The 26116-nt window shown below is 70.8% G+C and carries 26 protein-coding genes and 1 pseudogene; 13 read left to right on the top strand and 14 right to left on the bottom strand.

Annotated elements, in window-relative coordinates; genetic code table 11:
- Positions 1 to 69: 69 nt before the first annotated feature.
- Both Prum_RS18310 and Prum_RS18305 read right to left on the bottom strand, forming a co-directional pair.
- Entirely contained in the window at positions 70 to 513 is a 444-nt protein-coding gene (locus tag Prum_RS18310; protein ID WP_173077652.1) for a hypothetical protein, read from the bottom strand.
- A 33-nt stretch (positions 514 to 546) separates the two neighbouring features.
- Positions 547 to 1554 carry a class I mannose-6-phosphate isomerase gene (locus Prum_RS18305; protein WP_173077651.1) on the bottom strand — a complete coding sequence of 336 codons (1008 nt, stop codon included), beginning with the start codon at positions 1552 to 1554 and terminating at the stop codon, positions 547 to 549.
- 230 nt (positions 1555 to 1784) lie between these two features.
- Between Prum_RS18305 and Prum_RS18300 the strand changes: the two genes are divergently transcribed.
- From Prum_RS18300 to Prum_RS18290, 3 genes are all read left to right on the top strand, one after another.
- Positions 1785 to 4526 (top strand): cellulose binding domain-containing protein, encoded by a 2742-nt coding sequence (locus tag Prum_RS18300; protein WP_173077650.1) that lies wholly within the window; start codon positions 1785 to 1787, stop codon positions 4524 to 4526.
- Between the two features lie 108 nt (positions 4527 to 4634).
- Positions 4635 to 5327: a YqeB family protein gene (locus Prum_RS18295; RefSeq protein ID WP_173077649.1), complete on the top strand. Its 693-nt coding sequence runs from the start codon at positions 4635 to 4637 to the stop codon at positions 5325 to 5327.
- Positions 5328 to 5337: 10 nt separating this feature from the next.
- Positions 5338 to 6684, top strand: coding sequence for a hypothetical protein (locus Prum_RS18290; RefSeq protein WP_173077648.1), 1347 nt, complete (start codon positions 5338 to 5340; stop codon positions 6682 to 6684).
- A 335-nt stretch (positions 6685 to 7019) separates the two neighbouring features.
- Here Prum_RS18290 and Prum_RS18285 read toward each other — a convergent pair whose 3' ends face one another.
- The 5 genes from Prum_RS18285 to Prum_RS18265 form a co-directional block, all read right to left on the bottom strand.
- On the bottom strand, positions 7020 to 7367 hold the full coding sequence (locus tag Prum_RS18285; RefSeq protein ID WP_173077647.1) for a hypothetical protein: 348 nt from the start codon (positions 7365 to 7367) through the stop codon (positions 7020 to 7022).
- 20 nt (positions 7368 to 7387) lie between these two features.
- Entirely contained in the window at positions 7388 to 8404 is a 1017-nt protein-coding gene (locus tag Prum_RS53850; protein ID WP_178132654.1) for a hypothetical protein, read from the bottom strand.
- Positions 8401 to 9057, bottom strand: coding sequence for a DUF4352 domain-containing protein (locus Prum_RS18275; RefSeq protein ID WP_173077646.1), 657 nt, complete (start codon positions 9055 to 9057; stop codon positions 8401 to 8403). Before Prum_RS18275 ends, Prum_RS53850 begins: the two co-directional genes overlap by 4 nt.
- Positions 9054 to 9590, bottom strand: a complete 537-nt coding sequence (locus tag Prum_RS18270; RefSeq protein WP_173077645.1) for a hypothetical protein — start codon at positions 9588 to 9590, stop codon at positions 9054 to 9056. The genes Prum_RS18275 and Prum_RS18270 overlap by 4 nt, the downstream gene beginning before the upstream one ends.
- A 118-nt stretch (positions 9591 to 9708) precedes the next feature.
- Complete coding sequence (locus Prum_RS18265) at positions 9709 to 10440, bottom strand: DUF3152 domain-containing protein (RefSeq protein ID WP_173077644.1); 732 nt, start codon at positions 10438 to 10440, stop codon at positions 9709 to 9711.
- Positions 10441 to 10542: 102 nt separating this feature from the next.
- Here Prum_RS18265 and Prum_RS18260 point away from each other — a divergent pair, with 102 nt between their 5' ends.
- The gene (locus Prum_RS18260; protein WP_173077643.1) at positions 10543 to 11229 is read left to right on the top strand and encodes a response regulator transcription factor; all 687 of its coding nucleotides are present in this window, start codon (positions 10543 to 10545) and stop codon (positions 11227 to 11229) included.
- Positions 11226 to 12926, top strand: coding sequence for a sensor histidine kinase (locus Prum_RS18255; RefSeq protein ID WP_173077642.1), 1701 nt, complete (start codon positions 11226 to 11228; stop codon positions 12924 to 12926). Before Prum_RS18260 ends, Prum_RS18255 begins: the two co-directional genes overlap by 4 nt.
- A gap of 715 nt (positions 12927 to 13641) precedes the next feature.
- Here Prum_RS18255 and Prum_RS18250 read toward each other — a convergent pair.
- From Prum_RS18250 to Prum_RS18225, 6 genes are read right to left on the bottom strand one after another with little or no spacing between them, the layout of a single operon-like run.
- Positions 13642 to 14424 (bottom strand): ABC transporter permease, encoded by a 783-nt coding sequence (locus Prum_RS18250; RefSeq protein WP_246277964.1) that lies wholly within the window; start codon positions 14422 to 14424, stop codon positions 13642 to 13644.
- Complete coding sequence (locus tag Prum_RS18245; protein WP_173077641.1) at positions 14421 to 15233, bottom strand: ATP-binding cassette domain-containing protein; 813 nt, start codon at positions 15231 to 15233, stop codon at positions 14421 to 14423. Before Prum_RS18245 ends, Prum_RS18250 begins: the two co-directional genes overlap by 4 nt.
- Entirely contained in the window at positions 15223 to 15567 is a 345-nt protein-coding gene (locus Prum_RS18240) for a PadR family transcriptional regulator (protein ID WP_173077640.1), read from the bottom strand. Before Prum_RS18240 ends, Prum_RS18245 begins: the two co-directional genes overlap by 11 nt.
- A gap of 23 nt (positions 15568 to 15590) precedes the next feature.
- Complete coding sequence (locus Prum_RS18235; RefSeq protein WP_173077639.1) at positions 15591 to 15818, bottom strand: hypothetical protein; 228 nt, start codon at positions 15816 to 15818, stop codon at positions 15591 to 15593.
- A gap of 28 nt (positions 15819 to 15846) precedes the next feature.
- Positions 15847 to 16254: a large conductance mechanosensitive channel protein MscL gene (gene mscL / locus Prum_RS18230; protein ID WP_173077638.1), complete on the bottom strand. Its 408-nt coding sequence runs from the start codon at positions 16252 to 16254 to the stop codon at positions 15847 to 15849.
- 26 nt (positions 16255 to 16280) lie between these two features.
- Positions 16281 to 16937 carry a FadR/GntR family transcriptional regulator gene (locus Prum_RS18225; protein ID WP_173077637.1) on the bottom strand — a complete coding sequence of 219 codons (657 nt, stop codon included), beginning with the start codon at positions 16935 to 16937 and terminating at the stop codon, positions 16281 to 16283.
- Positions 16938 to 16987: 50 nt separating this feature from the next.
- Here Prum_RS18225 and Prum_RS18220 point away from each other — a divergent pair, with 50 nt between their 5' ends.
- Entirely contained in the window at positions 16988 to 18187 is a 1200-nt protein-coding gene (locus Prum_RS18220) for a CynX/NimT family MFS transporter (RefSeq protein WP_246277963.1), read from the top strand.
- 60 nt (positions 18188 to 18247) lie between these two features.
- On the opposite strand, the gene Prum_RS18215 is transcribed toward Prum_RS18220, so the two are convergent.
- Entirely contained in the window at positions 18248 to 18811 is a 564-nt protein-coding gene (locus tag Prum_RS18215) for a hypothetical protein (RefSeq protein ID WP_246277962.1), read from the bottom strand.
- Positions 18812 to 19036: 225 nt separating this feature from the next.
- On the opposite strand from Prum_RS18215, the gene Prum_RS18210 reads away from it, so the two are divergent.
- The 7 genes and pseudogenes from Prum_RS18210 (at position 19037) to Prum_RS18175 (ending at position 26102) form a co-directional block, all read left to right on the top strand.
- On the top strand, positions 19037 to 20212 hold the full coding sequence (locus Prum_RS18210) for an efflux RND transporter periplasmic adaptor subunit (protein WP_173077635.1): 1176 nt from the start codon (positions 19037 to 19039) through the stop codon (positions 20210 to 20212).
- A gap of 44 nt (positions 20213 to 20256) precedes the next feature.
- Entirely contained in the window at positions 20257 to 20973 is a 717-nt protein-coding gene (locus Prum_RS18205; protein WP_173077634.1) for a response regulator transcription factor, read from the top strand.
- A pseudogene (locus Prum_RS18200) lies at positions 20970 to 22487 on the top strand (sensor histidine kinase). The gene Prum_RS18205 and the pseudogene Prum_RS18200 overlap by 4 nt, the downstream one beginning before the upstream one ends.
- Before the next feature lie 41 nt (positions 22488 to 22528).
- Positions 22529 to 23701 carry an efflux RND transporter periplasmic adaptor subunit gene (locus tag Prum_RS18190; protein ID WP_371871242.1) on the top strand — a complete coding sequence of 391 codons (1173 nt, stop codon included), beginning with the start codon at positions 22529 to 22531 and terminating at the stop codon, positions 23699 to 23701.
- A complete protein-coding gene (locus tag Prum_RS18185; RefSeq protein ID WP_173077631.1) occupies positions 23698 to 24396 on the top strand; it encodes an ABC transporter ATP-binding protein in 699 nt (232 codons plus the stop codon). Before Prum_RS18190 ends, Prum_RS18185 begins: the two co-directional genes overlap by 4 nt.
- Positions 24393 to 25595 (top strand): ABC transporter permease, encoded by a 1203-nt coding sequence (locus Prum_RS18180; RefSeq protein ID WP_173077630.1) that lies wholly within the window; start codon positions 24393 to 24395, stop codon positions 25593 to 25595. The genes Prum_RS18185 and Prum_RS18180 overlap by 4 nt, the downstream gene beginning before the upstream one ends.
- A 15-nt stretch (positions 25596 to 25610) precedes the next feature.
- A complete protein-coding gene (locus Prum_RS18175) occupies positions 25611 to 26102 on the top strand; it encodes a hypothetical protein (RefSeq protein WP_173077629.1) in 492 nt (163 codons plus the stop codon).
- The last annotated feature ends 14 nt before the right edge of the window (positions 26103 to 26116 follow it).

Raw genomic sequence — 26116 nt, 5'->3', positions numbered from 1 at the left:
CTCGGTGGGGAGTCGGGGCTCTGCCGGTCTCGCCTGACAGGCAAACCCCCGACTCCCGTGGCGGCAGCGTCAGTACAGGACCGGCGAGCCCGTCAACTCCCGAACGAACCCACCCTTACCGTCGTTGTCGATGTCGACGGAGAGGGTGCCGTCCCCGGTCCAGCCGCCGGTCAGCGTGGTGTAGACCCAGCTCGTGTAGCACGTCCCGTCATCCCAGAAGCCTTCGTTCATGTCGGCCAGCAGGTTGCAGTTTTTCCAGGCGATGTGGCCGTCGTAGCGCTCCAGCCGAGTACCGAGGGTGAACAGGTCGTAGCGCTTCTGGCCCAAGGCCAGGTCTGCTACGTCGGTTTCCTTCCAGCTGATGTAGGCGCGAAGGTACTTGCCGCTTCGCTGGACGCAAACCTTGAACGCCGCCGCGTGGTCGGGCTTGCCGGGCAGGGCGAACCTCTTCTCCTGCCAGCCGGCCAGCGGCCGCTGATCGAGGAGGGTCGCAGCGGGGCATACAAGCTGCATACATCTGAGTGTTTCGATGTTCGCGCGGAGGTTTCAAGGCGTGGCGGGCTTGCAGCGCACTGCCTCTACCGGGCCGCGGAGCACGCACCGGCCCGCCGCGTACGGCACGACGGCCGTGTCGCCGGCCCGGACCGCGAGCGGGGCGTCGTGCTCGGCTTCGAGTACGCCGGACCCGGACGTCACCACGACGACCGAGAACGCCGGCTCCAGCACGCTCTCCGGGTCGGGGTGGAGCCGTTCGGCCGCGAAGAACGGGTCGGCCAGCTCGGTGAAGAGCCGCTGTACGCCGGGGCGATCGCCCGCCCGCGTACCGCGCAGGCCGGTCAGGCGGTCCGGCGTCCACGCCGCCCGGTCCACGCAGGACAGTGCGAGGTCGTAGCCGAGGCCGAGGTGCCCGGCGGCGGCCCCGTCAATGGCGAACCCTTCCCACTCCAGGAGCACCGAGAAGTCGGTGGGCTCCTGCACCTCGACCAGGAGGATGCCCGCGCCGATCGCGTGTGGCACGCCGGCCGGGCAGAGCACCGCGTCGCCGGCCCGCACCGGCACCGCGTTCGTGGCGGCCAGCATGGCGTCGACCCGCTGATTCGCGACCCAGTCCGCCAGCTCCTCCGGCTCGACGTCCCGGGCGAAGCCCAGGTGTACGACCGCGTCCGGGGCCGCTTCGACGATGACCCACGCCTCCGTCTTGCCGTACGGGGAGGCGAGGTGGTCGGTGGCGAACGGGCGGTCGGGGTGGACGTGCAGCGGGAGGCGCTGGCCGGCGTCGAGCAGCTTCACCAGGATGGCCGGGTCGGCGCCGTGGGCGGCCACGTGCTCCTTGCCGAGCCACCACTTCGGGCTCTCCGCGATCGCGTCGGCCAGGAGTTGCCCGTCCGGCAGCGTGGTCAGGCCCAGCGGCGCCTGCTGGAAGCGGCTCGTGGTGGAGGCGATCCAGTCCTCCGGGTAGAACGGGTCCTCCGGCGCCGCGACGCCCCGGAAGCGGTGGATGCGGCCCGCACCGCGGTAGAACGAGCGCGGCGTGTTCGCGGGTAGGAGCGTCATTACTGGTCCTTCGAGTTGCCGATATTTGCAAGAGTATGCTTGTTGTTGCAGGATTTCGCAAGATCTGACACGGCCTGCCGGACGCCACTGCCTCCGTATTAGTTGGCACGCCAAACTATTGACAGCTCACAGTCGCATGTGTGAATCTCTGCCACGGAGCCGGCGCGGAAGCCTGGGCAGCTTCCCTCATCACCACCTCACTAGCGCCTGCTTCCCTTTAGGAGCCCTACATGCGAAGAAGTCTTGCCGGCGTGCTCGCGACCGTCGTGACCGCCGGCGTGGTGGCCGTCGTGGCCCAGGCCGCCCTCAGCACCACAACCGCGTCGGCGGCCGCCTCGGACCCGTACAACTGGAAGAACGTGCGGATCGATGGCGGCGGGTTCGTGCCGGGCATCATCTTCAACCCGACCGAGCGCAACCTCATCTACTCCCGTACCGACATCGGCGGCGCGTACCGGTGGGACCAGGCCGGCCAGTCGTGGATCCCGCTGCTGGACAAGTACGGCTACAGCCAATGGGGATACAACGGCGTCGTCAGCCTGGCCACCGACCCGGTGCAGACCAACCGGGTGTACGTGGCCGCGGGCATGTACACGAACTCGTGGGACCCCAACAACGGTGCGATCCTGCGCTCCACCGACAAGGGCAACACCTGGGCCGAGTCGCCGCTGCCGTTCAAGCTCGGCGGCAACATGCCGGGCCGCGGCATGGGCGAGCGGCTGGCGGTCGACCCCAACCGCAACAGCGTCCTGTACCTGGGCGCGCCGAGCGGCAACGGCCTGTGGCGAAGCACCGACTACGGCGCCACCTGGGCGAAGGTCACCAACTTCCCCAACGCCGGCAACTACGTGGCCGCACCCGGCGACGTGTACCAGGGTGACAACCAGGGCATCGTCTGGGTGACGTTCGACAAGCGCAGCGCCACCGCCGGAAACACCACCCAGACCATCTACGTCGGCGTGGCGGACAAGCAGAACACCGTCTACCGCACCACCAACGGCGGTACGACGTGGGAGCGGGTCGCCGGCCAGCCGACCGGATACATCGCCCACAAGGGAGTGTTGGACACGGTCGGTGGCTTCCTCTACATCGCCACCAGCGACACCGGCGGCCCGTACGACGGTGCCAAGGGCGACGTGTGGAAATACAACACCGCGACCGGCGCGTGGACGCAGATCAGCCCGATCCCGTCGAGCAGCGCCGACGACTACTTCGGGTACAGCGGCCTGACGATCGACCGGACCGCGCCGAACACCATCATGGTGGCGACCCAGATTTCCTGGTGGCCCGACGTCATCTTCTTCCGCAGCACCGACGGCGGCACGACCTGGACCCGGATCTGGGACTGGAACGGCTATCCAAACAGGACCAAGCGCTACACGATGGATATCAGCTCGGCGCCGTGGCTTTCGCTGGGCGCCAACCCGTCGCCGCCGGAGGAGACCCCGAAGCTCGGCTGGATGACCGAGTCCATGGAGATCGACCCGTTCGACGGCAACCGCTTCATGTACGGCACCGGAGCCACCATCTACGGCGCCACCAACCTGAAGAACTGGGACACCGGCAGCACGGTCACCATCCGCCCGATGGTGAAGGGCCTGGAGGAGACGGCCGTACTCGACCTGATCAGCCCGCCGTCCGGCGCGTCCCTGATCAGCGGCCTCGGTGACATCGGCGGCTTCCGGCACACCAACCTGGACGCCGTACCGCCGATGATGTTCCAGCAGCCGTACTTCACCAGCACCACCAGCCTGGACTACGCCGAGACCAACCCGAGTGTGATGGTGCGGTCCGGCAACTTCACCGACGCGGACCGGCCCAACGACAGCCATGCCGCGTTCTCCACCGACGGTGGGGCCAACTGGTTCCAGGGCGGCGAGCCCGGCGGCATCAACTCCGGCGGCACGATCGCCGCGGCTGCGGACGGCAGCCGGTTCGTCTGGGCGCCCGGCGACTCGGGCATCCAGGTGCACTACTCGGTCGGCTTCGGCAACAGCTGGTCGCAGTCGCAGGGCATCCCGGCGAACGCGGTCATCGAGTCCGACCGGGTCAACTCGCAGAAGTTCTACGGCGTCAGCAACGGCACGTTCTACGTCAGCACCAACGGCGGACAGACGTTCACCGCGGCGGCGACCGGCCTGCCCACCACCGGCGTCAAGTTCAAGGCCGTACCCGGCCGGGAGGGCGACATCTGGCTGACCGGCAGCACCGGGCTCTTCCGCTCGACCAACTCCGGCACGAGCTTCACCAAGCTGACGAACGTCACCGAGGGGGTCAACGTCGCCTTCGGCAGGGCGGCGCCCGGGCAGTCGTACCAGGCGGTCTTCCTGGTCGGCACGGTCGACGGCGTCAAGGCCGTGTACCGGTCGGACAACACCGGCACGACCTGGCTGCGGATCAACGACGACCTTCACCAGTACGGCAACATGGGTGAGGCGCTCGCCGGTGACCCCCGCATCTACGGCCGCGTCTACCTCGGCACCAACGGCCGGGGCGTGCTGTACGCGGACCGCACCGGCGGCACGCCGACAACGCCGCCGACAACGCCACCTACAACGCCGCCAACCACCCCGCCGACGACGCCTCCCACGACGCCGCCGACGACCCCACCCACCACGCCCCCGACCACTCCGCCCACGTCCAGCCCCGCTGGTAGCTGTGCGGTGACATACACGATCGCCGGTCAGTGGACCGGCGGGTTCCAGGGTGAAGTGAAGATCACGAACACCAGCGCCACCGCCGTCAACGGCTGGACGCTGGTCTGGTCGTTCGCGAACGGCCAGCAGATCTCGCAGATCTGGAGCGCCACACACACCCAGAGCGGGGCGACCGTGACCGCTCGGAACGTGAGCTACAACGGCTCGATCGCGGCCGGCGCCTCGACGACGTTCGGCTTCCTCGCAAGCTGGACCGGGAGCAACGCCAAACCGACCGCGTTCACCTTGAACGGCTCGGCTTGCTCGGTGAGCTGAGCTGAGGCTGGCCGGCCCGGTGGCCGCCGGGCCGGCCAGCGACCAAAGTCGTACCCGGATAGACCGCGGGCGGACGCGGTGCCCGCCATGCGTTGGCAGGCTGAACGCATGGACAACGAGACGGTCGTCTCCGATCCCGCCTGGGCGACGGCCGTGATGTGGGGCGGCCTCCCGGTCGCCGGCGCCGGCGCCGCGTGGGCGCTCCAGGCGGCGGCGGGGTGGCTGGCGTCGCTGCCGTGGGTCCCGTTCGAAGGACCGCTCAACCTCGTCGCCTCCGTCGCCGACGCCGAGCCGCAGGCCACCATCGGCGCCCTCGCCATCGGTGGGCTGGCCGGCCTCGTGCTCGCGTTCATCGGGGCGCAGGAGACGCTGTCCGTCACGGTGGCCGGCGACCGCGTGCTGCTGGGGCGCGGCGACTCGGCCCAGGAGATCGGCCGGGCCGCGGTCACCGCCGTCTTCGTGGACGGCAAGAAGCTCGTCCTGCAGGGCCGGGACGCCGAGGAAATTGCCCGGGAGGGCTTCGACCTGAGCGCCGATCGGCTCCGCGAGGCGTTCGTCGCGCACGGTTACCCCTGGGCGACCGGCGGTGACCCGTACCGGAGCGATTTCCGGCGCTGGGTGCCGGACGACCCGGACCTGCCGGGAAGCGCCGCCGCCGTGCTCAAGGCCCGCGCGAAAGCGCTGGACAAGGACGACAAGACCGACATCAAAGAGTTGGGTACGGAGTTGGCAAAGCTCGGCATCGTGGTACGCGAGGAAGGCAAGCGCCAGTACTGGCGGCGCACCCGGCAGCACAGTTAGCCTGTGCCGCGTGACCGCCATGGGGGGAGTGGTCGCGCCGCCGCTGCCACCGCGGCCGCGCCGCTACCGGACGCTGAGCGCCGCCGTCGTCGAGACCGGCGCCGTGCTGGCCACCGCGTTGCGCCTACTGTGGCGGCACTGGCCGGCGCTGTTCGCGCTCTACTTCGCGGGCGCCGCGGCGCGGGAGTTCATCCTCATCGGGGCGGTGCGGGCGAGCAAGCTCAACGGCGTACTCGGGGCGCTGGTCGTCATCCTCGGCCCGGTCGCCACGCTCGTCGCGCTCGTGCTGATGCTGCGCGTCATCCGCCCGTCGCTGCCCTGGCTGGCCGCCGCGACGGCGCCGGACGCCACCGACCCGGCCCGCCCGAAGACCCTCATGGACCACCTGGCCAGCGCCCTGGTGCCGTTCCTCGCCGTGTACGCGTCGTGGGGCTACCTCGAGGAAGACATCTCCCAGTACGTGTACGACGTGTGGGCCGACGCGACCTTCGGCGATGCCCGCATCTTCAGCGATCCCGGCGTGGTCCGCCGCGAACTGGCCGACCGACTGCCGTTCGACGTCACCGTGACGCTCGTTGCGGTGATCGCGGTGGCGGTGCTCCTGCGCTGGCTGCTGAACTGGTGGCAGGGCAAGCGCCGCTGGTGGGTGCTCGGACTCGTCGGCGCGTACGTCGAGGTCATCTGGATCATCGTCTCGGTGGCCGCGCTCAACAACGCCCGCGACCCGCTGACCACCTGGGTGATGGAACGCCGGGTGGTGCTCTGGGTGCAGGACGCGTGGAACAGCACAGTGGACAAGCTCGGGCCGTTGACGAACCCCGTACGGACCGCCGGCGAGTGGCTCGCCGGTGCCATCGCCAACGCCGACACCGTCATCGTCGTACCACTGGCGTGGCTGGCCGTCGGCGCGGTCGTGTACGGCCACAAGCTCGCCCCGCCCGCGCCGTCCGGGTCGGAACTGTTGCAACGGGCGAGCAAGCGATGGAACGCGCTGCCCAAGCCCGTACGCGTCGTCGGCACCAACGTGACCGCCGACGTACGGGAGCGGTTCACGCCGCTGGTGCACGGCATCCGCGTCATCGCCCGCGCCGGGTTGGCCCCGATGCTCTTCTTCTGCGTGGCGTTCCTGGTGGCGCAGACCGCGCGCGACTGGATGTGGGAGGCGGAGCGCTTCCTCATCGGGCCCCGCGACCTCGAGGAAGTGTGGATACCGATCTCCGGCCCGCTCGCCCTCCTCAACGACGCGGTCGGCGTGGTACTGCTGGCGTGCCTGTTGGGCGCCGCCGTCGACCGCGTCCTCCGCCTCCAACCGCTACCACCTCCCGACGCCCCCGCCCCCGCCTTCACCCCCGAGTAGGGCGCCCTCAAGGCCGGGTAGTTGGCGACTGTGTCGAGAAGTTGCCCGCCCAGGGGCAACTGTTCGCCACGGTCGCGGCGTAGGTCGGCCCCGCCGTCGAACACATCACCGGCCCGGTGGGCGGACCGGGATCCAGCGGCTGGTTGTGTCGGATACATCCGGGTGCAGGCCCGGCCCACCCCTTAGCCAGGTCGAAGCTGGCAGTAGATCTAGACGAGTTAGGGCTCGATGTCAGCCATAACTCGTCTAGATCTACCCCGCCTCGTCGCTGCCTTGACGTCCGCACCGGTCCCTAATGTTGCGGCCTTGAGGGCGCCCCTGTTGGGTGGCCCTACTCAGGTCGCGTCGGTGCGATCGGCCTGCCGCAGGACGGTGGCCGCGTGGTTGGCGACTGTCTGGCCGAAGATGCCGTCGACGTGGCCGCAACCGGGGCAGTAGAGGTCCTTGCTCAGCGGCTTGCCGCAGTTGGCGCACGTGCCGTGGTCGTCCGGGTCGACGTAGCGGGTCAGCGCCTCGGTGAGGGCGTGCACCGCCCGCGCGCTGAGCTGGAGTGTTTCGCGGGCCCGGCCGACCTGCACCTGCAGGGACATGACCGTGGTGTCGGGCTCCGGGTCGTGGGCGGTGATCCTGGCGAGAAACGCATTCATCGCTTCGATCGGGTCCATCCCGCGTGCAGAAGTCACTGCGGCACCCTAGCCAATCCCTAAGCGGGGAGGCGGGCGTAGCGCGGCATGGAGGTCGCGCGGGAGACCCAGACGGCGGCCGGCGTGGCTGACTCGGGCAGGACGAAGTACGTCACCGTTTGCCATGGCGAAGGCGCGTTGTCGTCCTCCGGTGTACATGCTGGAAAGCCCACGCGGGCGCCATCCAGCTCGTCCGGGTTAGGGCCGAACATGCGGCCGTCCTTGTCTTCCAGTGCGAGCGTGCAGCCCCCGACCGCCTTGGTGGTGGACGCCTCGAACGTGATGGTGGCGCGCCAGACCCGCGTGCCCGCGGGCACCGGAAACGGCTCGCCACCGTAGGTTTTGACGTCGGTCGTGGGGGCCAGCTCGGCGAGCTTGATGCGGGCGTCGGAGTAGCTGACCCAGCCATCCGCGCCGGGGTTGACCGCTTCGTGGAAGTCGACCCGGTTGTAGACGTCCAAACCCTCCTTGACCCCCGGACCCATGGCCAGCGCGAGGACCGGCACCAGCGCCAGCAACCCCCACAGGTTCCGGCGCCACCAGCCCTTCGGGGCGGTCGGGGCATGGACCGCCGCGGGCTGGACAACGAGACCGGGCGGCGGGACAGCTGGCGGCGCCAATGGGGGAGGGCCCGGCGGTGCGGCCGTCCACAATGGCGGGCCGGCGGCCGGTGCTGGCAGCGGGACCGGGGGCGACGGAGTCGGGGGCGGCGGTGCTGGCGGCGGGCCAGCACTGGGGGCGGCGGCGAGCAGGGCCAGCGCCGCGGGCGTCAACGGCGGCGGCGTCGTGGCCAGCGGCTGTGTCGGTGCCTCCAGAGGGGCGACAGATGAGGGCGGCGGGAAAGGGGTGGGGGACTGTGCAAAGCCGCGGGCTGTGACCTGCGGTAGAGCCGCTGTGTCCGCGTCGACAGGGCGCTGGATCGCGGCGGTGACGGGCTCGTCGGGCTGCACCGCGGGGATGACTGCGGTGTCGGTCTCGCCCGGTTCGGGAGGCGGGGGTGGCGGCGGGGCCCACGGCGACAGCGGGGGCTGGGTCACGGTGCCACCGCCGGGGTCTTGAAGATCACCGGTTCTTGGTTGGTGGCCCACTTGTCGATGGTCGCGGTGTCGAACTTCGGCAGCTCGATCTCCGCCATCCCGTCCATGCGCTGGTCGATCAGTGGCGCGGCGAGCCGGATGCGCAGCGAGGTGGCCACGTCGCGGGGCACCTCGAACGCGATCTCGCCTTCGACCGGGATGCCGGGCTGGAGCGTACGGCCGGCGGTGAACGGCTGGTCGAACCGGCCCGTGGCCCGGTAGACGCGGTCCTTGTCGTCCACCAGCGCCGCATAGTTGAGCAGGGTGTCCTCGGTTGTCGCGGTGATCCGTACCTGGACCAGGATCCAGACGCCGTCGGTGTCGTGGCCGGTGCCGCGGAAGCCGACCACCTTGGCGCCCCGGACCTCGAGCACCTTGGCCTCGAAGGAGCGCGCCGACACGGAGTCGCCGACCTGGCCGGCGGAGATGTACGGGCGTTCGCGGGCGTCGGCGCGGGCACCGTCGACGGGACGCCAGTTGGCGACCAGCCCGCCGACCGCCAGCGCCGCGACGACCAGGGAGCCGACGCTCGCCCGGGTGCCGGCGCGCTGGACCGGGCCGGGTGGCGCCCGGTGGCTGCGTACCTGCTCGGGGTCGGTGCCGGGTGGGTTCATGCTTCGCGCCGGTCTTCGATGGGCACCGTCAGCTCGGCGCGTGGCTCCAGGTCGAGCCACTCCATGCTCCGGCCGAGGGTGTCGAGCCGGTACGTCTTCTGGTAGATGGTCACCCGCATCTCGGTCGGCACGGGCACGCTGCCGGACTGCTCCCACAGGAAGGCCAGCTTTTCCGGCATGCCCGGGTTGAGGTAGTCGACCGGGGTCGCGTCGCGTACGACCAGGATGCGGTCAGGCTCGTCCGGGTGGAGCAGGCCGTCAACCCCCGAGATGTCGACGATCTCCCGCATGTCGTTGCGGCTCTCCGGGGCGGTGACCTCCACTGTGGCCACCACCGCGACCCAGTGGTTGGCGTCGTCCTGCAGGCTCAGCCCGGGCAACTCGCCGACGAGCCGGCCGCCGGTCACCGTCACGTTCCACGGCTCGCCCTTGTTGAGCTCGTTGAGCGTGGCGGGCGGGATCTCGGGCTTCCTGACCTGCTCCAAGCCGCCGAAGAGACCGGACGCGGCGAGCGCCGCGGCCCCGGCGCTCAAACCGAGCCAACGCAGTGGAATAGCGACAATACGGGCGCCGAGCCCCTGCCGGCCCGCGCCCGGCCCCCCGCCGACGCTTGACACGATTCCGGAGCATAGGCGCTGCCCGCCGCCTCAGCTAGCCTCGATTTGGGTACGGCCAGCCGTTGGGAACGCAACCGTGCATGCCGTAGATGTGGGTCTGCATGACGGGTGCCGGTTTGCCCTTTCCGGGGCAGGTGGCGTGCCTGTGGCCCAGGAAGTGACCCACCTCATGGTTGACCACCGTATGGCGGTACATGTCCACATTGCCGTTGTAGGCCGGGATCGCCAGGAGCCACCGTTTTATGTTGATGATGACGTTCTCCTGGCCACGGCAGGAGACCTCGCCGCCGGTGTCCAGGCCGTACGAGCCGCAGATGCGGTCGACGGTGTCCGGCGTGGAGAGCCGCACGATGAAGTCCACGCTGCCGGCGGCCGGGCGTTGAAAGGCCCACTGGCCGGCGGCCGTCCATCCCCGCGGGTCGGCCAGGATCTGGTCGACCCACTCGGCGAACTCCTCCGGATCCTCGTCCAGGCCCCGCTCCACCTCGACCCGGTAGCGCAGCACCTTTCCGGTGCCGACCCGCTTCGCGCTGCCGCTGGCCTTGCGAAACGTTCCCTCGCCCGACTGCGGAAACGTGGGCGGCGGGGTGGTGGGCGGGGGCGTCGGCTTGGCGGTGGTGGGCTTGACGGAGGTTGGCGTCGGATCGCTCGAAGCCCCGGACCAGGCGGCGGGCGTACCCGAATTATCACCAATCGCGTAGCCGGCGGTTGCGATCAGGAGCCCGCCCACGACGGCGGCGAGGGCCGCGACAACGACGCTTTTCATATCTGGAAGGTACGAACGTGCTTATGAAGAACCATTGAAGAAGCCGTCTGTCTGCCGTTCTTCACTGCATCTTCACCGCATCAGCATGCAGTATGGAACACCATGAGCGCGCGGATCCTGGTCGCCGAGGACGACCCCAAGCAGGCCAACCTGGTCCGGGTCTACCTGGAGCGGGAGGGTCACAGCGTGTTGCTCGTCGGCGACGGCCGGGCCGCGCTGGAGCAGTGCCGGACGCGCCGGCCCGACCTGGTGGTGCTCGACGTGATGATGCCGCTGGTGGACGGGCTGGACGTGTGCCGGATCCTGCGCGGCGAATCAGACGTGCCGATCCTGCTGCTGACCGCCCGGACCACCGAAGAGGACGTGCTGCTGGGCCTCGACATCGGGGCGGATGACTACATCACCAAGCCGTACAGCCCGCGCGAGCTGGCCGCGCGCGTGCGCGCGCTGCTCCGCCGTGCCGGCGCGGTGAGCGCCGGCAACCACGCGGTGCTGCGCGTCGGCGACCTGGAGATCGATCCAGGCCGATTTGAGGTACGCGTGGCGGGGCGGCCGATCGTGTTGACGGCGAAGGAGTTCGGGATCCTGGAGGTGCTGGCGGCCGAGCCGGGGCGGGCCTTCACCCGGGCGCAGATCATCGACCGTGCGTTCGGGTTCGATCACTACGTGTTGGAGCGCACGGTGGACGCGCACGTGATGAACCTGCGCCGCAAGATCGAGGAGGACGCCGCCGAGCCGCGGTACGTGCAGACCGTCTACGGGCGGGGATATCGCCTGGCGGACTCTTGAGCTTTCGCCTGCGGGTCCTGGCGCTGGTCATGCTGGTGGCGGTCACCGCCATCGGGGCGACCGCCTGGCTGACGCTGCGCCAGGCGTCGCAGCAGATCACCGAGTCGGACCGGGCCGACCAGCGCGTGGTCCAGCTGGTCCACGACCAGCTGCTGTCGTACGGGCAGCGGCACGGCACGTGGGAAGGCGTGCCATCCACGGTCATCGACCTGGGGCAGCAGACCGGCGAGCGGATCCACCTGGCCAGCGAGACCGGCGTCGTGGTGTCGGACACCGACCAGCTCGACGGCCGAACCGCGCGCCCGCTGGGCAGCGATGTGACGCTGGTCGACCCGCGCCCAACCATCACCCTGCCAACCAACGGTGACCCGTCGGGCTCCGTGCTCAAATCGATCACCGTGTACCGCTTGGGGGTGCGGTTCGCGGCCTGCCTCACCCGTAGCGGGTACGACGTCACGATGACGAGTGGCGCGCTGGGCGTCCCGGGGTTCGCGGCGGCCGCCGGCACCGACAAGACGGCCGAGGCCGACTGCCAGGAACGGGCCCGCGAGCCCGGCCGCGACCTGGCGGTGGACCAGCAGCGGATCGAGGCGTGCCACGCCGGCGTGGAATTCGAGCCGCTGAGCACCTGCCTGGCGCGCGTGTTCACCGACCAGATCAGCGACGTGGCGGCCGTGCCGCTGCGGGTCACCATCGGAGTGGTCGGCGAACAGCAGTCGCCGCTGCAGGCCGGGCCGATGCTCGCCGCCGCGGCCGGCGTCGCGGTCCTGGCCATCGCGGGTACGGCGCTGCTCAGCCGCCGGGTGCTACGCCCGATCGCGCGGCTCACCGAGGCGGCGGGCCGGCTCGGCAAGGGCGACCTGAGCAGCCGCGTCGCCGTCGTCGGGAGCGACGAGGTGGCGGAGCTCGGGCGGTCGTTCAACCGGATGGCCGACTCGCTGCAACGCGGCGAAGAACGCCAGCGCCGGCTGGTCGCCGACGTCGCCCACGAGCTGCGTACGCCGCTGGCGAACCTGCGCGGCTACCTGGAGGCGCTCAAGGACGGCGTGATCGCGCCGGACGTCGACCTCTTCGCGTCACTGCACGAGGAGGCGGTGCTCCAGCAGCGCATCGTCAACGACCTGCAAGACTTGGCGCTGGCCGAGGCGGGGACGCTGAACTACCACCGGACCGTCATCGACCTGGCCGAACTGATGGAGACCAGCCGGGCCGCGCACCACGCCGTGGCGGAGTCCGCGGGCGTACGGCTGGTCGTGGCCGCCGTGTCGCCCGTCCTGGTGCACGCCGACCCGGACCGGCTCCGGCAGGTGCTCGGCAACCTGGTGACGAACGCGCTGCGCGCCACCCCCGCGGGCGGGAGCGTGACGCTGGCGGCGGCGCCGGTCGGCCCCTCCGTGGTCGTGCGGGTGGCCGACACGGGGACGGGCATCGCGGCACGCTCACTGCCGTACGTCTTCGACCGATTCTGGCGGGCCGACTCGGCGCGTGGCCGCCGTACGGGCGGGAGCGGGCTGGGGTTGGCGATCGCCCGCCAGATCGTGACCGACCACGGCGGCACCATCACGGTGGCGAGCGAACTGGGCGTGGGCACGACGTTCACCATCACGCTTCCTCCGCTGGCGGCTCCGCCGTTCACCCCGGCCGCCGCCTCCCAACCGCGCCACTCCGTCCCCGCCGAAAGCCCACGATCGGCGTAGCCCTCAACTCCCGCCCCTATATCCAGCCCGCGCCCGCGCCCGGCTCGCGCCCGCGCCCGGCTCGCGCCCGCGCCCGGCTCGCGCCCGCGCCCGGCCCGCGCCCGCGCCCGGCCCGCGCCCGCGCCCGGCTCGCGCCCGGGCCTCGGCCCCGCGCCGTCGATCAAGGGCATATGGTCGTGCTTTGATCTCTAATCCACGGCCGTTTGCCCTTGATCGACGCGAAAGTCCTTGATCGACGGCGCGGGCGGAGCGGGTTGGGTGCCGGGCGTGGGCGCTTGAGCGTGGCGGCCCACCCGTGCCGAGGGTGGCGGGGTGCGGCCCACGGTTGGCGCGGGCGAGGCGCCCTGCGTTCGGCGCCGAGGCGGTGTGCGAGCCCCGACACTGGGCCGGCCCTCCGGAGGCAATGTCGGGGACATTGCTGCTTCCTAGGGTCGCTGAGGCAGCAGTTTCCGGGACATTGCGCAGATCTTGATTCGAGCGGCCTCGCCGCCCGCCCCGCCCACCAAAAGGGGCCCCTATGGGGTGCGGACCCTGAGGAGGGCGCCCCTACACCCGCCCACGCAGGTATAGGGGCGCCCTCCTCACGCGCGAACACCCAATAGGGGTCCCCTTCTGGGGGCAGGCGCACACCCCAGGACCGCCGCCACCCCACCCACGACCCGCACCCTGCGTCGATCAAGGACTTTCGCGTCGATCAAGGGCAAACGGCCGTGGATTAGAGATCAAAGCACGACCATATGCCCTTGATCGACGAGGAAGTCCTTGATCGACGCAGGGAGAGGGATGGAGGGGACGGGGTGAGGAGTGGGGATGGGTTAGAGGTAGCGGATGTGGGGCGGGTTCGGAGGCGGAGGGTGGAGAGCAGCGCGACCAAGAGCGTTGCCGCCAGCGTGAAGAGGACGCCGTGCAGCAGGCCGCGGGTCAGGTACTCGGTGCCGGTGTGGTCGACGGCGTACGTGCCGAGCTCGCGGCTGGACCAGAACGGCGTGATCCGCGTAACGGAGTCGGCCGGGTCGATCATCATCTGGACGCCGACCACGACGAGCAGGAGCAGTGTGCCCTCCAGGTCGCGCGGCACCACCGCCCCGATCAGCAGGCCGAACGGTGCGGCCACCGTGACCGTGAGCAGCATCGCCAGGGCGACCGCGCCGAGGCGTACCTGGTCGCCGTGGTCGACGGCGATCAGCAGGAAGAATGCTGCCGCGATGGACAGGCCGAGTAGCCACATCGCGGCCAACCGACCGAGGTAGAGGTGGTGGCTGCGGTAGCCGGACAGCCGTAGGCGGGGCTCGATCGGCCGGCTGGTGCCGCTGGCGAAGAGCGCCGCGGTGCTGACCGCCCAGGCGATGCCCAGCAACAGGAACCGGATCGACTGCCCGACGTGGTCGCCCCGCCGGACCAGGTAGAACGCCAGCGGGAGGGTCAGCAGCAGGACGAGTACGCCCCGGCGGCGCAGCATCTCGCGCAACGCCATCTCGGCGACGGTAATGATCCTCATGCGGCTCCCTCCAGCGTGACCACCTGATCCACCTGGTCCAGTTGGCTCAGCAGGTGGGTAACCACCACGATCGCCCGGCCCTCGTCGCGCCAGCGCCACACGTGCTGCCAGAAGTCGAGGTACGTGCCGCGGTCGAACCCCTGGTACGGCTCGTCCAGCAGCAGCACGTCGGGGTCGCCCATGGACGCCATCACCAGGTTGAGCTTTTGCCGGGTGCCGCCGGACAGGTGGCGCGCCTGCACGCCAACGGTCGGCTCCCACTGCAACGTGGCGGCGCCGGCCCGGCCGACCCGCCGGGACTGGGCGCGGTCCATGCCCCGGCCGGCGCCGACCAGGACGAAGTGCTCGTCGGGCAGGAGGAAGTCGTACGTGCCGGCGTCTTGCGGGCAGTAGCCCAGCACGCCGTCCACGACCACCGTGCCCGAGTCGGGGGAGACCAGGCCGGCGCAGATCCGCAGGAGCGTGCTCTTGCCGCATCCGTTGGCGCCGACGATGGCCGCCACTTCGCCCGCCCGTACGGTCAGGTTGACGTCCTTGAGGACGGCGCGGCGGCCGTACCGCTTGGTGATCCGGCGGGCGTCGAGCCGGACGCCGCCGGGCGGACGCCGTGGTGGGCGGCGCTGGGCGGTGAGGCTCTCGGCGACGGCGGTCGCGTATCCCTGTGGCGTGCCGAAGGCCCGCAGCGCCGGCTGGCCGCTGTCGCGCAGGTGGGCGGCGGCCTCGGCGATGACGTGGCGTGCCACGTCCGGGCCGAGCTGCTGCCGGGCCAACTCCTGGCCGAGGGCGTGCAACCAGTGGTCATTGTTCATGCTGAGAGCCACCTCCCAATATGGCGTCCACCCGGCCGGCGAACGCGGCCCAGTCGGCGGTCAGCTGGCGCATGCTCTGCTCCCCGGACGGGGTGAGCCGGTAGTACTTGCGGGCCGGACCGGCCTCGCCTTCGCGCCACTCGGCCGCGACCAGCCCGGTGCGCTGCAGGCGCAGCAGCACCGGGTACAGCGTGCCGCCCTGGATCTGGCCCATCCCGGCCTCGTCGAACGCCTGGGCCAGCTCGTAGCCGTATGACTCGCGGTGGCTCAGCAGCGCCAGCACGCAGACGTCGAGTACGCCGCGCAGCCACTGACCCCGCCGGTCTTGATCCACGCCGAAGAAGGTAGCACGGCTACCTAGATAGTGCCGCCATCTAGTGGGCGCCACTCGTCCGGACCGTCGAGCAGCGCGCGGATCGCGTCGTACGCCTCGTCCTCGCTGTCGTACTCATAGAAGCGGGAGATGCCCTCGGCGCCGCCTGCGCGCTGCTCGACGTACCACTGGTCGGCGTCGTTACGCAGGAACACGTCCTTGCGTGCGATCCGCCCCCATTTGCCGTTCCACCAGTGTTTTCGCTGCTCCATCGGCACACTGTATAGAACAGATGTTCGACTATCGCTGCCCGGGGACCTGGGTCTTGGTGGCGTTGGCGACGAGCGCGTCGCGGATCTCGGTGAGCAGCTTGATCTCCTCGCTGGGGGCGGCGGGCGGCGGCTCCTCGCCCCGCCGGCGCCGCTCGGCCAGCCTGTTCATCGGCATGACGATGAGGAAGTAGAGGGCCGCGGCGGTCAGCAGGAAAGTGATGGCGGCGTTGACGAACGCGGCCCAGTCGAAGTCCACGCCGCGGATCTTCCAGACGCCGGCGAGCTGGCCGCCGCCGCCGAGGACCTGTATGAGCGGCTTGAGGAAGGAGTTGGTGAGCTGTGTCACCACGGCCGTGAACGCGGCGCCGATCACGATGCCGACCGCCAGGTCGACGACGTTCCCGCGCATGATGAAGTCCTTGAAACCCTTGAGCATGACCAGCACCGTAGTGCCTGCGGCGGTCATACCTCCAGAAACGCACCCGCCTCGGCCGCCGCCCGATCCGGGTCGCCGGCCCGGATCGCGTCCACCAGCCGCGTGTGATCCACATACCGGTCCGGGTGCAGCTCGCCGCCCACCCCTTCGGCGATCGTGGCGCGCATGGCCGCGTCGAAGGACGCGTACAGCTCCGCGAGCATCGCGTTGTGCGCGGCCGCCACGATCACGATGTGCAGCGCCGCGTCCGCCTCGACAAAAGCGGAGACCCGGCCGGATCGCCACGCGGCCTCGCGGTCCGCGAGCGCGCCGTCGAGCGCCGCCAGGTCTTTCTTGGTACGCCGTAGCGCGGCCAGCCGTGCCGCCTCCACCTCGAAGGCCCGGCGCACCTCGACCGCCTCGGCCGTCCGGGCGGCCGCCAGCCGGCGGGTCACCGCACCGGACATCTCGTCGGACGAGATCACATAGGTGCCCGAGCCCTGACGGCACTCCAGCACGCCGGCGTGCACCAGCGCGCGCACCGCCTCCCGGACCGTGTTACGGCCCACGCCGAGCGCCTCGACGAGCCGCGGCTCGGTCGGGATCCGGGCGCCGACCGGCCACTGCCCGCTGGCGACCTGCTCGCGCAGCTGATCGATCACCTGCCGGACCAGCGTCGGGCGGGAACCAACAGCGAGTGTCATCGGTTACATCACCCGACCATAAATCATCCCATGATTCTAGGATCGGATCCGTGGTAGCGCCAGCAACGACCCTCCCCACCAGTCGCACCAAGGGCACCGCGTTCGTCCTCGCGGGCATCCTGCTCGTGGCGCTCAACCTGCGGGCCGCCATCACCAGCCTGGGCCCGCTCCTCGACGAGGTGCGCGTCGGCCTGCACTTTTCCGGCGCCATGGCCGGCGTGGTGACGACCATGCCGACGATCGCGTTCGCCGTGTTCGGGGCGGTGACGCCGTGGCTGGTCCGCCGCTTCGCCCCGAGCCGGGTGCTCGTCGCGGCGATGGTCGCGCTCGTCGCCGGCGAGGCGGTACGGGTCAGCACCGGCTCGACGGCCGTCTTCGTGGCGACCAGCGCGCTGGCCCTCGCCGGGATCGCGGTCGCCAACATCCTGCTGCCGCTGCTGGTCCGGCAGCACTTCCCGGAGCGGACCGGGCTCATCACCGGGGCGTACACGGTGTCGCTGACGGCCGGCGCGACGGTGGCCGCCGCGTCGGCGGTGCCGATCGCGGACGCCTTCGGCTCCTGGCGGGCCGGGTTGGGCGCGTGGACGCTGCTCGCCGCGGTGGCCGTACTCCCGTGGCTGCCGATCCTGCGGCGCCGGACCGGCGCGCGGGCCGTGCCCACGGCGGCCGGTGGTCGGGTACGGGCCGGCCGCACCCGCCTGGGCTGGGCGATGGCGGTCTACTTCGGCACGCAGGCCCTGAGCGGGTACGCGACGATCGGCTGGCTGGCCCAACTCTTCCGCGACTCGGGCTACCGGCCGCAGTCGGCGGGACTGCTGCTCGCCGCGGTGACCGCGGTCGGCATCCCGGTGGCGTTGGCGATGCCGACGCTCGCCACCCGGCTGGGCAACCTGCGCCCGCTGGTGCTGGTGCTGGCCGTCGCCATGATCTCGTCGTACGTCGGCCTGGCGCTGGCGCCGCACGGCGGTGCGCTGGCGTGGGTGGTGCTGCTGGCGATCGGGCAGGGCGCGTTTCCGCTCAGCCTGGTGGTGATCGGCCTACGCGCGCGTACGCCGGAGGGCACGGTGGCCCTCTCGGCGTTCACGCAGTGCGTCGGTTACCTGATCGCGGCGCTCGGTCCGCTCGTGGTCGGTGCCCTCTACGAGGCGACCGGCGGTTGGCGGATCCCGCTGGTCTTCCTGATCGCCGCCGCCCTGGTCCAGTTGGTGGCTGGCCTGGCGGTGTCCCGCGTCCGCTACGTAGAAGACTGAAGTGCAAGGAAGGGCCCCTTGTTATGCAAAAAGCGATAACAAGGGGCCCTTCCTTGCACATCAGGAGGACGGTGAGGGGGATGGGGAGAGCACGGCGCATGCCTGCGCGGCCGCGGCGTACTTGGGGTCGGTCGTGGCCTGCGGGTCGACGCCGCGGTCGCTGATGCAGTTGCGGTAGGCCGCGTCGGCCTGGCGGTTGCCGCCACCGTTGTTGCCGCCCGGCCCGCCGCCGCCCGGCCCGCCCGTGGGCCGGACCGATTGGCACGCCTCCTGCGCCTTTTGCCAGGTCGCGTCGTCGACGCCCTCCGGCCGGAAGCCGCCGCCGGGCCCGCCCATGCCGCCACCCGGGCCGCCACTGGGCTCTCCGCTGGGGCCGCCGGACGGCCGGCCCGACGGAAACGCGGTAGGCCGGTCGGACGGGAACGCCGTCGGGCGCCCCGAGCCGTTCGCGCGAGGCTGGTTGGTGGGCAGGGTGATGCCCTGCTCGCGAAGGCAGTCGGCGTAGGCGTTGAAGCCGCCCGCGCTGCCGTTGCCCGTACCCGCGTCGGAGTTGTCGTCGGAGCCGCACGCGGCGACGAAGAGCAGCGCCGCGGACCCGGTTGCCAGAGCGAGGGTCCATCGCATTCGCCGGTTCATCACTGCTACTGGTTCCTCCATCGTGGTCATGCCCGCAGGAACTTAGGTCGTGCCGCGGGCCTGGGGGTTGCACCGCGGCACGATGACGAATGCAACTGGTTCAACCTCCACGACACGTCAGGCGAACCTGGGAGAACGCTCCAAATAGACTCTGAGGCAACTCCGAGGTCCACCTCAGTCAACTGCGAGGTGAGCGCTCGACACTCGCGGCTCATGGGTATAAGGCGGTGGGTCGTGGGTGGCCTGGTCGCGGTGGCCATCCTGCTCACGTCCGTCGGGGCGTACGCGTTGGCCAGTGACGAGCCGGCGGCGCCGGCCAAGACCAGCACGGCAAAGGTCGACCGGGGCGAAGTGACCACGGCCGTCGCGACGACCGGGTCGCTGGAGCCGGCGCAGACGCGGAGCCTCGGCTTCGCCGTCGCCGGGACGGTCACCACGGTCAAGGTGCGCCCGGGGGACCAGGTCGCGTCCGGTCAGGTGCTCGCCGAGATCGACGCCACCGACGCCCAGGAGAAGGTGGACGACGCCGAGGACACGCTCGACGAGGCGCAGGACGCGCTGGACGAGGCCGAGAGCGGCGACAGCAGCAGCTGCGGCAGCGGCAGCGGCAGCGGGTCCATCGTGCCCGCGGCGCTGACCTCCGCCACGCCGACGCCGTCCGCCACTCCCACACCGACCCCGAGCGCCTCGGCGACCACGCAGGCTCCGACCGCGTCACCGACGCGCTCGACGCGGAGCACGGCGCCGAGCCCCAGCGCCTCGTCCCGGACCTGCACCAGCAGGAGCGACCCCATCCTCAGCGCCCAGCAGCGGGTGACCAGCGCCGAGTTGGCGCTCGCCGAGGCCGAGGAGGACCTGGCCGGTACGAAGGTCAAGGCGCCGATCGCGGGCAAGGTGCTCACGGTCGCCGGCTCGGTGGGCGCCGAGGTCAACGGGGGCGGCACGTTCGTCACGCTGGCCGACGTGGCCGGCATGCAGGTGGCGGCCAGCTTCCCGGAGGCCGACGCCGGCCACCTGGAGACCGGCCTGACCGCCACGGTGACCCTGGCCGACCGGCCGGGCGAGCAGTTCGCGGCCCGCGTGGTGCAGGTGGATCCGGTGGGGGTCGCCGATGGCAACATGGTCAAGTACGGGGCCGTGCTCGCGTTCGAGACCGTGCCCAGCGACCTTCTGGTGGGTCAGAGCGCCAGCGTGAAGGTCGTGATCAGCAAGCTCGCCGACGTCCTGCGGGTGCCGTCCACGGCGGTCCGCGGCGACGGGCAGGTCGTCGTCCGCGCGGCGGCGGGCGACGAGACCCGGTCGGTCGAGATCGGGGTACGCGGCGACCAGTACACCGAGATAAAGTCCGGTCTCATCGAAGGCGATGAGGTCGTCATAGCTGGCACCTAGGTGGCTCCCAGCTAATTCTGAGCCAACACCCTTAGAAGTGTGACGTGGCTGCGCGGTTGACGAGAGTGCTCGTGGTTGATGACGAGCCCAATATCTGTGCCCTGCTGTCGGCGACGCTGCGGCTCATCGACTTCGAGGTGAAGGTGGCCAGCGGTGGCCACGAGGCGCTGATCACGGCCGCCGAGTTCGAGCCCGACCTCGTCGTACTCGATGTGATGCTGCCGGACCTCGATGGCTTTCAGGTCGCGCAGCGGCTGCGGGCCGGCTCCGGCCCCGGCGTGCCGGTGCTCTTCCTGACCGCGCGCGACGCGGTCGAGGACCGCATCTCCGGCCTGACCGTGGGTGCCGACGACTACGTGACCAAGCCGTTCAGCCTGGAAGAGGTGGTGCTGCGGATCCGCGCGATCCTGCGGCGCAGCCGCGTCGAGCCGGACGGCGAGGGCGACGCCGGGGTGTTGCGCTACGCCGATCTGGAGCTCGACGAAGACGCCCATGAGGTACGGCGTGCCGGCAAGCTGGTGGAGCTGTCGCCGACCGAGTTCAACCTGCTGCGCTACCTGATGGTCAACGCCGGGCGGGTGGTGAGCAAGGCGCAGATCCTCGACCGGGTGTGGAGCTACGACTTTGGCGGCGACGGCCGGATCGTGGAGTCTTACGTCTACTACCTCCGTAAGAAGATCGACTGCTGGGAGCCACCGTTGATCCACACCGTGCGCGGCGTCGGATACGCGCTGCGCCTGCCGAGGGCGCCGGAGGAATGAAGCTTCCCCGGTGGCGGCACTGGACGCTCCGGTCCCGTCTCGTCGTCGTCGCGGCCGCGCTGACCGCGGTCGCGCTGATCGTGGCGAACGCGGCCGGGCTGCTCCTGCTGCGCCGGTATCTGACGGACCAGATCGACGACCAACTCGTCGGGATGAGCCGCATGGCCCAACGGGAGCGCCCGCCGCCCTCCGACTCGTTCATCGAGCCCAACCCCGAGTCGGACCCGTTCCCCAGCACCAAGTTCGACCCGTACAAGGTGATGCTCTCCTTCAACGCCGAGGGCGAGCGGGTGCGGCCGAGGACGGTGGACTCCGCCATCTCGCTGCCCGACCTGGAGGCGTTCGACAAGCTGACGGAGCGGGCGGGTGGCGCGCCGTACACGGTGCAGTCCGCCGACGGTGAGAGCTCCTGGCGGGTGGTGGTCGTCTCGCGCGACAGCGGCGGCGTCGCGGTCGCGGCCATCTCGCTGCGTCAGGTGGACGCCACCGCCGACCTGCTGCTGGTCATCGACCTGGCCGTGATGTTCATCGTGCTCCTGCTGCTGGGCATGGTTGCGGCGTCGGTGGTGCGGATCGGGCTGCGCCCGCTGACCCAGATGGAGCGGACCTCGGCAGAGATCACCGCGGGCGACCTGTCCAGCCGGGTCGACGACGCCGACCCGCATACCGAGCCCGGGCGGCTGGGCATCGCGATCAACTCCATGCTCGACCGGATCGAGTCCGAGGTTGCCGCGCGTACGGCGTCGGAGCAGCGGATCCGCCAGTTCGTCGCGGACGCCTCGCACGAGCTGCGCACCCCGCTGACCTCGATCCGGGGCTTCGCCGAGCTGTACCGGCGCGGTGGCACCCGCCCGGCCCCGTGCTCGACGAGACCATGGCCCGGATCGAGGCCGAGGCCGCCCGGATGGGGATCCTGGTCGAAGACCTGCTGCTGCTGGCCAAGCTCGACCGGCAGCGCGAGCCGCAGCGGCGCCCGGTCGACCTGCTCGCGATCGCCGCCGACACCATCCGCGATGCGCACGCCCGCCGCCCCGACCGGCCGGTGCGGCTGGCCGGGTACGGGCCGGACGAGGGCGGCTTCGAGCCGGTGACGGTGCTGGGCGACGAGCACCGGCTCCGCCAGGTGGCCACCAACCTGGTCGCCAACGCGCTCCAGCACACCCCGCGCAGGCGAACATCACCGTACGGGTGGGGCGGCTGGGGGCGTACCAGCCGTACCGGGCGCCGGCCGCGGCCGTCGGCGGTGCCCTGGCGGGCCAGGTGCCGATCGCGGTGCTGGAGGTTGTGGACAACGGCCCGGGGTGCCGCCCGAGCACGCGGGGCGGATCTTCGAGCGGCTCTACCGGGCCGATCCGAGCCGCACCCGGCGTAACGGTGGCTCGGGTCTCGGACTGTCCATCGTGGCCGCGATCGTCAGCAGCCACGGTGGCCGGGTGGAGCTGGATACGATGCAGGGGCGCGGTTCGGCGTTCCGGGTCTTGCTGCCGACCGGTTCTCAGTCAGCTTTGAGCTAGCGCGGGGGTTGCTCCGAGCCGTTTGCTTGAAGCTGACGCGCATGCGTTTGCCTCCTCCGGCGGTGCTCGTCAACGCCGTGCTCGCGGTTGCGGTCATTGGCGCCGGGACATGGGCATATACCTCCTTCAATAGCGCCGAGGCGGCCGAGACCAGCGCCGGCAGCAGCCGGACCGTGGCGGTCGCCCAGGGCACCGTCACGTCCACGGTGTCCGCCTCGGGCACCGTGCAGAGTTCCTCGACGGCCAGCGCGTCGTTCGACACGTCCGGCACGGTCACCGAGATCCGCGTCAAGGTGGGCGACAAGGTCACCAAGGGCCAGGTGCTGGCCAAGGTGGACGCCACCGCGGCCAACCGACAGCTCGTGGCGGCCGAGGCCAACCTCGATGCCGCCCAGGACGCGCTCGACCGGGCGGAAGACGAGGGCAGCGACACCTCCGACGCCGAGGCGCAGGTCACCCAGGCCGAGCTCGACGTCGACGAGGCCGAAGACGGCGTGTCCGGCACGGTGCTGAAGGCGCCGATGGCCGGCACGGTGACCGCGGTCTCCGGGACGGTCGGCAGCTCGTCGGGCGGCTCGTCCGGGGGCTCGTCCTCGCCTTCCAACTCCTCGTCGTCCTCCTCGTCCTCGTCCACCGGCTTCGTCGAGATCGCCGACCTCAGCAAGCTGGAGATCTCGGCGTCGGTGGCCGAGGCCGACGCCACCAAGCTCAAGGCCGGGCAGGCCGGCACGGTCACCTGGAACGCGCTGCCCGAGGCACAGGCCACGGCCAAGCTCGCCGCCATCGACCCGAACGCGACCACGTCGAACAACGTCGTGACGTACGGGGTGACGTTCACCCTCAGCGAGCTGCCCGACGGGGTGAAGTCGGGGCAGAGCGTCGAGGTGTCCGTGGTCGTGGGCCAGGTGGACAACGCCGTCTACGTCAACTCCGCGGCGCTCACCAGCGTCGGCACCCGGCACACCGTGACCGTGGTGGAAAACGGCCAGCGGGTGACCCGGAGCGTCGAGATCGGACTCGAAGGCGACCAGGCCACCGAGATCACGTCCGGCCTCACCGTGGGCGAGCAGGTCGTGATCAACACGTCGTCCACGTCCACGACGCAGGGCGGCTTCCCGGGTGGCGGCTTCCCCGGCGGAGGCGGGTTCCAGGGCGGCGGCGGGCCCGGCGGCGGCCTCACCGGCGGCGGCACCCGCACCGGAGGAGGGAGATGAGCGTTCTCGATGTGCGTCGGGTGACCAAGGTGTACGGGGAGGGCGAGGCGACCGTGCACGCCCTGCGCGGCGTGTCGCTGACCGTGGAGCAGGGCGACTACGTGGCCATCATGGGCTCGTCGGGCTCCGGCAAGTCCACCCTGATGAACATCCTGGGCTGCCTCGACGTGCCCTCCAGCGGCCAATACCTGCTCGACGGCGTGGACGTGAGCCGGCTCAACGACCGCCAGCTCGCCCTGGTGCGCAACCGGCGGATCGGCTTCATCTTCCAGTCCTTCAACCTCATCCCGCGTACGACCGCGCTGGCCAATGTGGAGCTGCCCCTGGCGTACGCCGGGGTCAAGGCGACGCCGCGCCGGCGCCGGGCGCGCGTCGCGCTGGACATGGTTGGGCTCGCGGACCGGGCGGACCACGAGCCCAACCAGCTGTCCGGCGGCCAGCAGCAGCGGGTGGCGGTGGCCCGGGCGCTGGTGACCGAGCCGGCGCTGCTGCTCGCCGACGAGCCGACCGGCAACCTCGACAGCCGGTCCACCGCGGACATCCTCGGGATCTTCGACGACCTGAACGCGGCCGGTCGCACCATCCTGCTCATCACGCACGAGCCCGAGGTCGGCGCCCGGGCCAAGCGCCTGATCAAGCTCTTCGACGGGCAGATCGCCTCCGACGTACGACAGGACCGGGTGGCCGCGGTATGAGCACGTGGGAGATCCTGCGCTTCGCCGTGCGCGGCATCAGCGCCAACAAGCTGCGCTCCGGCCTGACCATGCTGGGCATCCTGATCGGCGTGGCGGCGGTCATCCTGCTCGTGGCCGTCGGTAACGGCTCGGCGCAAGAGGTGGCGCAGCGCATCGAGGCGCTGGGCACCAACACGCTGACCGTGCAGAGCACGGGCGGCAGCTCGGCCCTGACCGTGGAGGTCGCCGAGGCGCTGCACGATCCGGTCCTCGCCCCCGACGTGAAGTCGGTCTCGCCGGTGGTCAGCACGTCCGCCACGCTCACGTACGAGGGCACCGACCACTCGGTGAACCAGTTCGTCGGCACGTACCCCACGTACTTCGGCGCGTCGAACTCTCCGGTCGGCACCGGCTCCGCGTTCACCACCGAGGACGTCGAGCAGGGCCGGCGCGTCGTCGTGATTGGACAGACCGTGGCGGAGGAGCTCTTCCCCGGCGTCGACCCGATCGGCCAGGAGCTCACGGTTAGCGGCGCGCTCTTCACCGTCGTCGGCGTGCTCGACGAGAAGAGTTCCTCCAGCGGCTTCCAGGACGCCAACGACGTCGCGGTCGCGCCGCTCACCGCCGTACGGCAGGCGCTGACCGGGTTCGGCTCGCTGAACTCGATCGTGGTCGAGGCGGACTCGCCGGACAAGGTCTCCGACGTGCAGACGCAGATCGCGACCGTGCTGGACCAGCGGCTGAAGGTGTCCGCCACCTCGACCAGCTCGTCGACGAGCACGCCGTACCGCATCCAGAACGCCTCGCAGCTGCTGGAGACGCAGACCGAGACGGCGGAGACGTTCACGACGCTGCTGGGCGCGGTGGCCGGCATCAGCCTGCTCGTCGGCGGCATCGGCATCACCAACATCATGCTGGTGACGGTCACCGAGCGGACCCGCGAGATCGGCATCCGCAAGGCGCTCGGCGCCCCGCGCCGCGTCATCCTCACCCAGTTCCTGGCCGAGGCGACCATGCTGAGCCTGCTGGGTGGCGGGTTAGGCGTCGCCGCGGCGCTCATCGGCAGCAACTTCAAGATCGTCGGCGTGCAGCCGGTGATCGTACCGAGCTCCGTCGTGCTGGCCCTGTGCGTGTCCGTCGCGATCGGACTGTTCTTCGGCAGCGTGCCGGCCAACCGGGCCGCCGGCCTGCGCCCCATCGACGCGCTGCGCTACGAGTAAACCGAGGAGACCGTTGTGACGACCCTTGACGTTGAGCTTGCCGCCGCCGCGGGCCGGCGGTGGTGGAACAGGTACACCGTCATCCTCGGTGTCGCGTTGGTGCTCGTGGGCGGCTTCGTGGCGGGCATCGAGGTGCAGAAGGCGTACGGCTCGGACACCGGCACCGCGGCGGGGCCCGGCGGCGGCACCGGCCAGCGCGGGGCGGGCGGCTACGGCGGCTTCCCCGGTGGCGGGATGCCCACGGCGTTCCCCGGCGGTGCGCAAGGCGGTGCCCAGGGCACGGCCGCGTCGAACGCCACCACCGGCACGGTCAAGCTCGTCGACGGCACCACGGTGTACGTGCAGACGGCGTCCGGCGAGCTGATCACGGTCCGCACCGACGGGGAGACGGCTGTACGCGTACCCGGGGCGCTGAAGGACCTGAAGGCGGGCGACAAGGTCTCGGTCGAGGGCGCAACAGACGCCGAGGGCACGGTGACCGCGGAGTCGGTGACCGAGAGCAAGTAGCCCTCGGGAGTGGA

Origin of the sequence: Phytohabitans rumicis (assembly GCF_011764445.1) — a bacterium.
Classification (GTDB): Bacteria; Actinomycetota; Actinomycetes; order Mycobacteriales; family Micromonosporaceae; genus Phytohabitans; species Phytohabitans rumicis.
Note: the sequence above shows the minus strand (reverse complement) of the source record. Positions and strands in the feature narration are given on the sequence as shown.

Excerpts from the sequence above, each read along its gene's own strand:
- Prum_RS18310 (WP_173077652.1), bottom strand. The coding sequence starts at position 513 with ATGCAGCTTGTATGCCCCGCTGCGACCCTCCTCGATCAGCGGCCGCTG.
- Prum_RS18305 (WP_173077651.1), bottom strand. The coding sequence starts at position 1,554 with ATGACGCTCCTACCCGCGAACACGCCGCGCTCGTTCTACCGCGGTGCG.
- Prum_RS18300 (WP_173077650.1), top strand. The coding sequence starts at position 1,785 with ATGCGAAGAAGTCTTGCCGGCGTGCTCGCGACCGTCGTGACCGCCGGC.
- Prum_RS18295 (WP_173077649.1), top strand. The coding sequence starts at position 4,635 with ATGGACAACGAGACGGTCGTCTCCGATCCCGCCTGGGCGACGGCCGTG.
- Prum_RS18275 (WP_173077646.1), bottom strand. The coding sequence starts at position 9,057 with ATGAACCCACCCGGCACCGACCCCGAGCAGGTACGCAGCCACCGGGCG.
- Prum_RS18265 (WP_173077644.1), bottom strand. The coding sequence starts at position 10,440 with ATGAAAAGCGTCGTTGTCGCGGCCCTCGCCGCCGTCGTGGGCGGGCTC.
- Prum_RS18260 (WP_173077643.1), top strand. The coding sequence starts at position 10,543 with ATGAGCGCGCGGATCCTGGTCGCCGAGGACGACCCCAAGCAGGCCAAC.
- Prum_RS18250 (WP_246277964.1), bottom strand. The coding sequence starts at position 14,424 with ATGAGGATCATTACCGTCGCCGAGATGGCGTTGCGCGAGATGCTGCGC.
- Prum_RS18245 (WP_173077641.1), bottom strand. The coding sequence starts at position 15,233 with ATGAACAATGACCACTGGTTGCACGCCCTCGGCCAGGAGTTGGCCCGG.
- Prum_RS18235 (WP_173077639.1), bottom strand. The coding sequence starts at position 15,818 with ATGGAGCAGCGAAAACACTGGTGGAACGGCAAATGGGGGCGGATCGCA.
- mscL (WP_173077638.1), bottom strand. The coding sequence starts at position 16,254 with ATGCTCAAGGGTTTCAAGGACTTCATCATGCGCGGGAACGTCGTCGAC.
- Prum_RS18225 (WP_173077637.1), bottom strand. The coding sequence starts at position 16,937 with ATGACACTCGCTGTTGGTTCCCGCCCGACGCTGGTCCGGCAGGTGATC.
- Prum_RS18215 (WP_246277962.1), bottom strand. The coding sequence starts at position 18,811 with ATGCGATGGACCCTCGCTCTGGCAACCGGGTCCGCGGCGCTGCTCTTC.
- Prum_RS18210 (WP_173077635.1), top strand. The coding sequence starts at position 19,037 with ATGGGTATAAGGCGGTGGGTCGTGGGTGGCCTGGTCGCGGTGGCCATC.
- Prum_RS18190 (WP_371871242.1), top strand. The coding sequence starts at position 22,529 with ATGCGTTTGCCTCCTCCGGCGGTGCTCGTCAACGCCGTGCTCGCGGTT.
- Prum_RS18185 (WP_173077631.1), top strand. The coding sequence starts at position 23,698 with ATGAGCGTTCTCGATGTGCGTCGGGTGACCAAGGTGTACGGGGAGGGC.
- Prum_RS18180 (WP_173077630.1), top strand. The coding sequence starts at position 24,393 with ATGAGCACGTGGGAGATCCTGCGCTTCGCCGTGCGCGGCATCAGCGCC.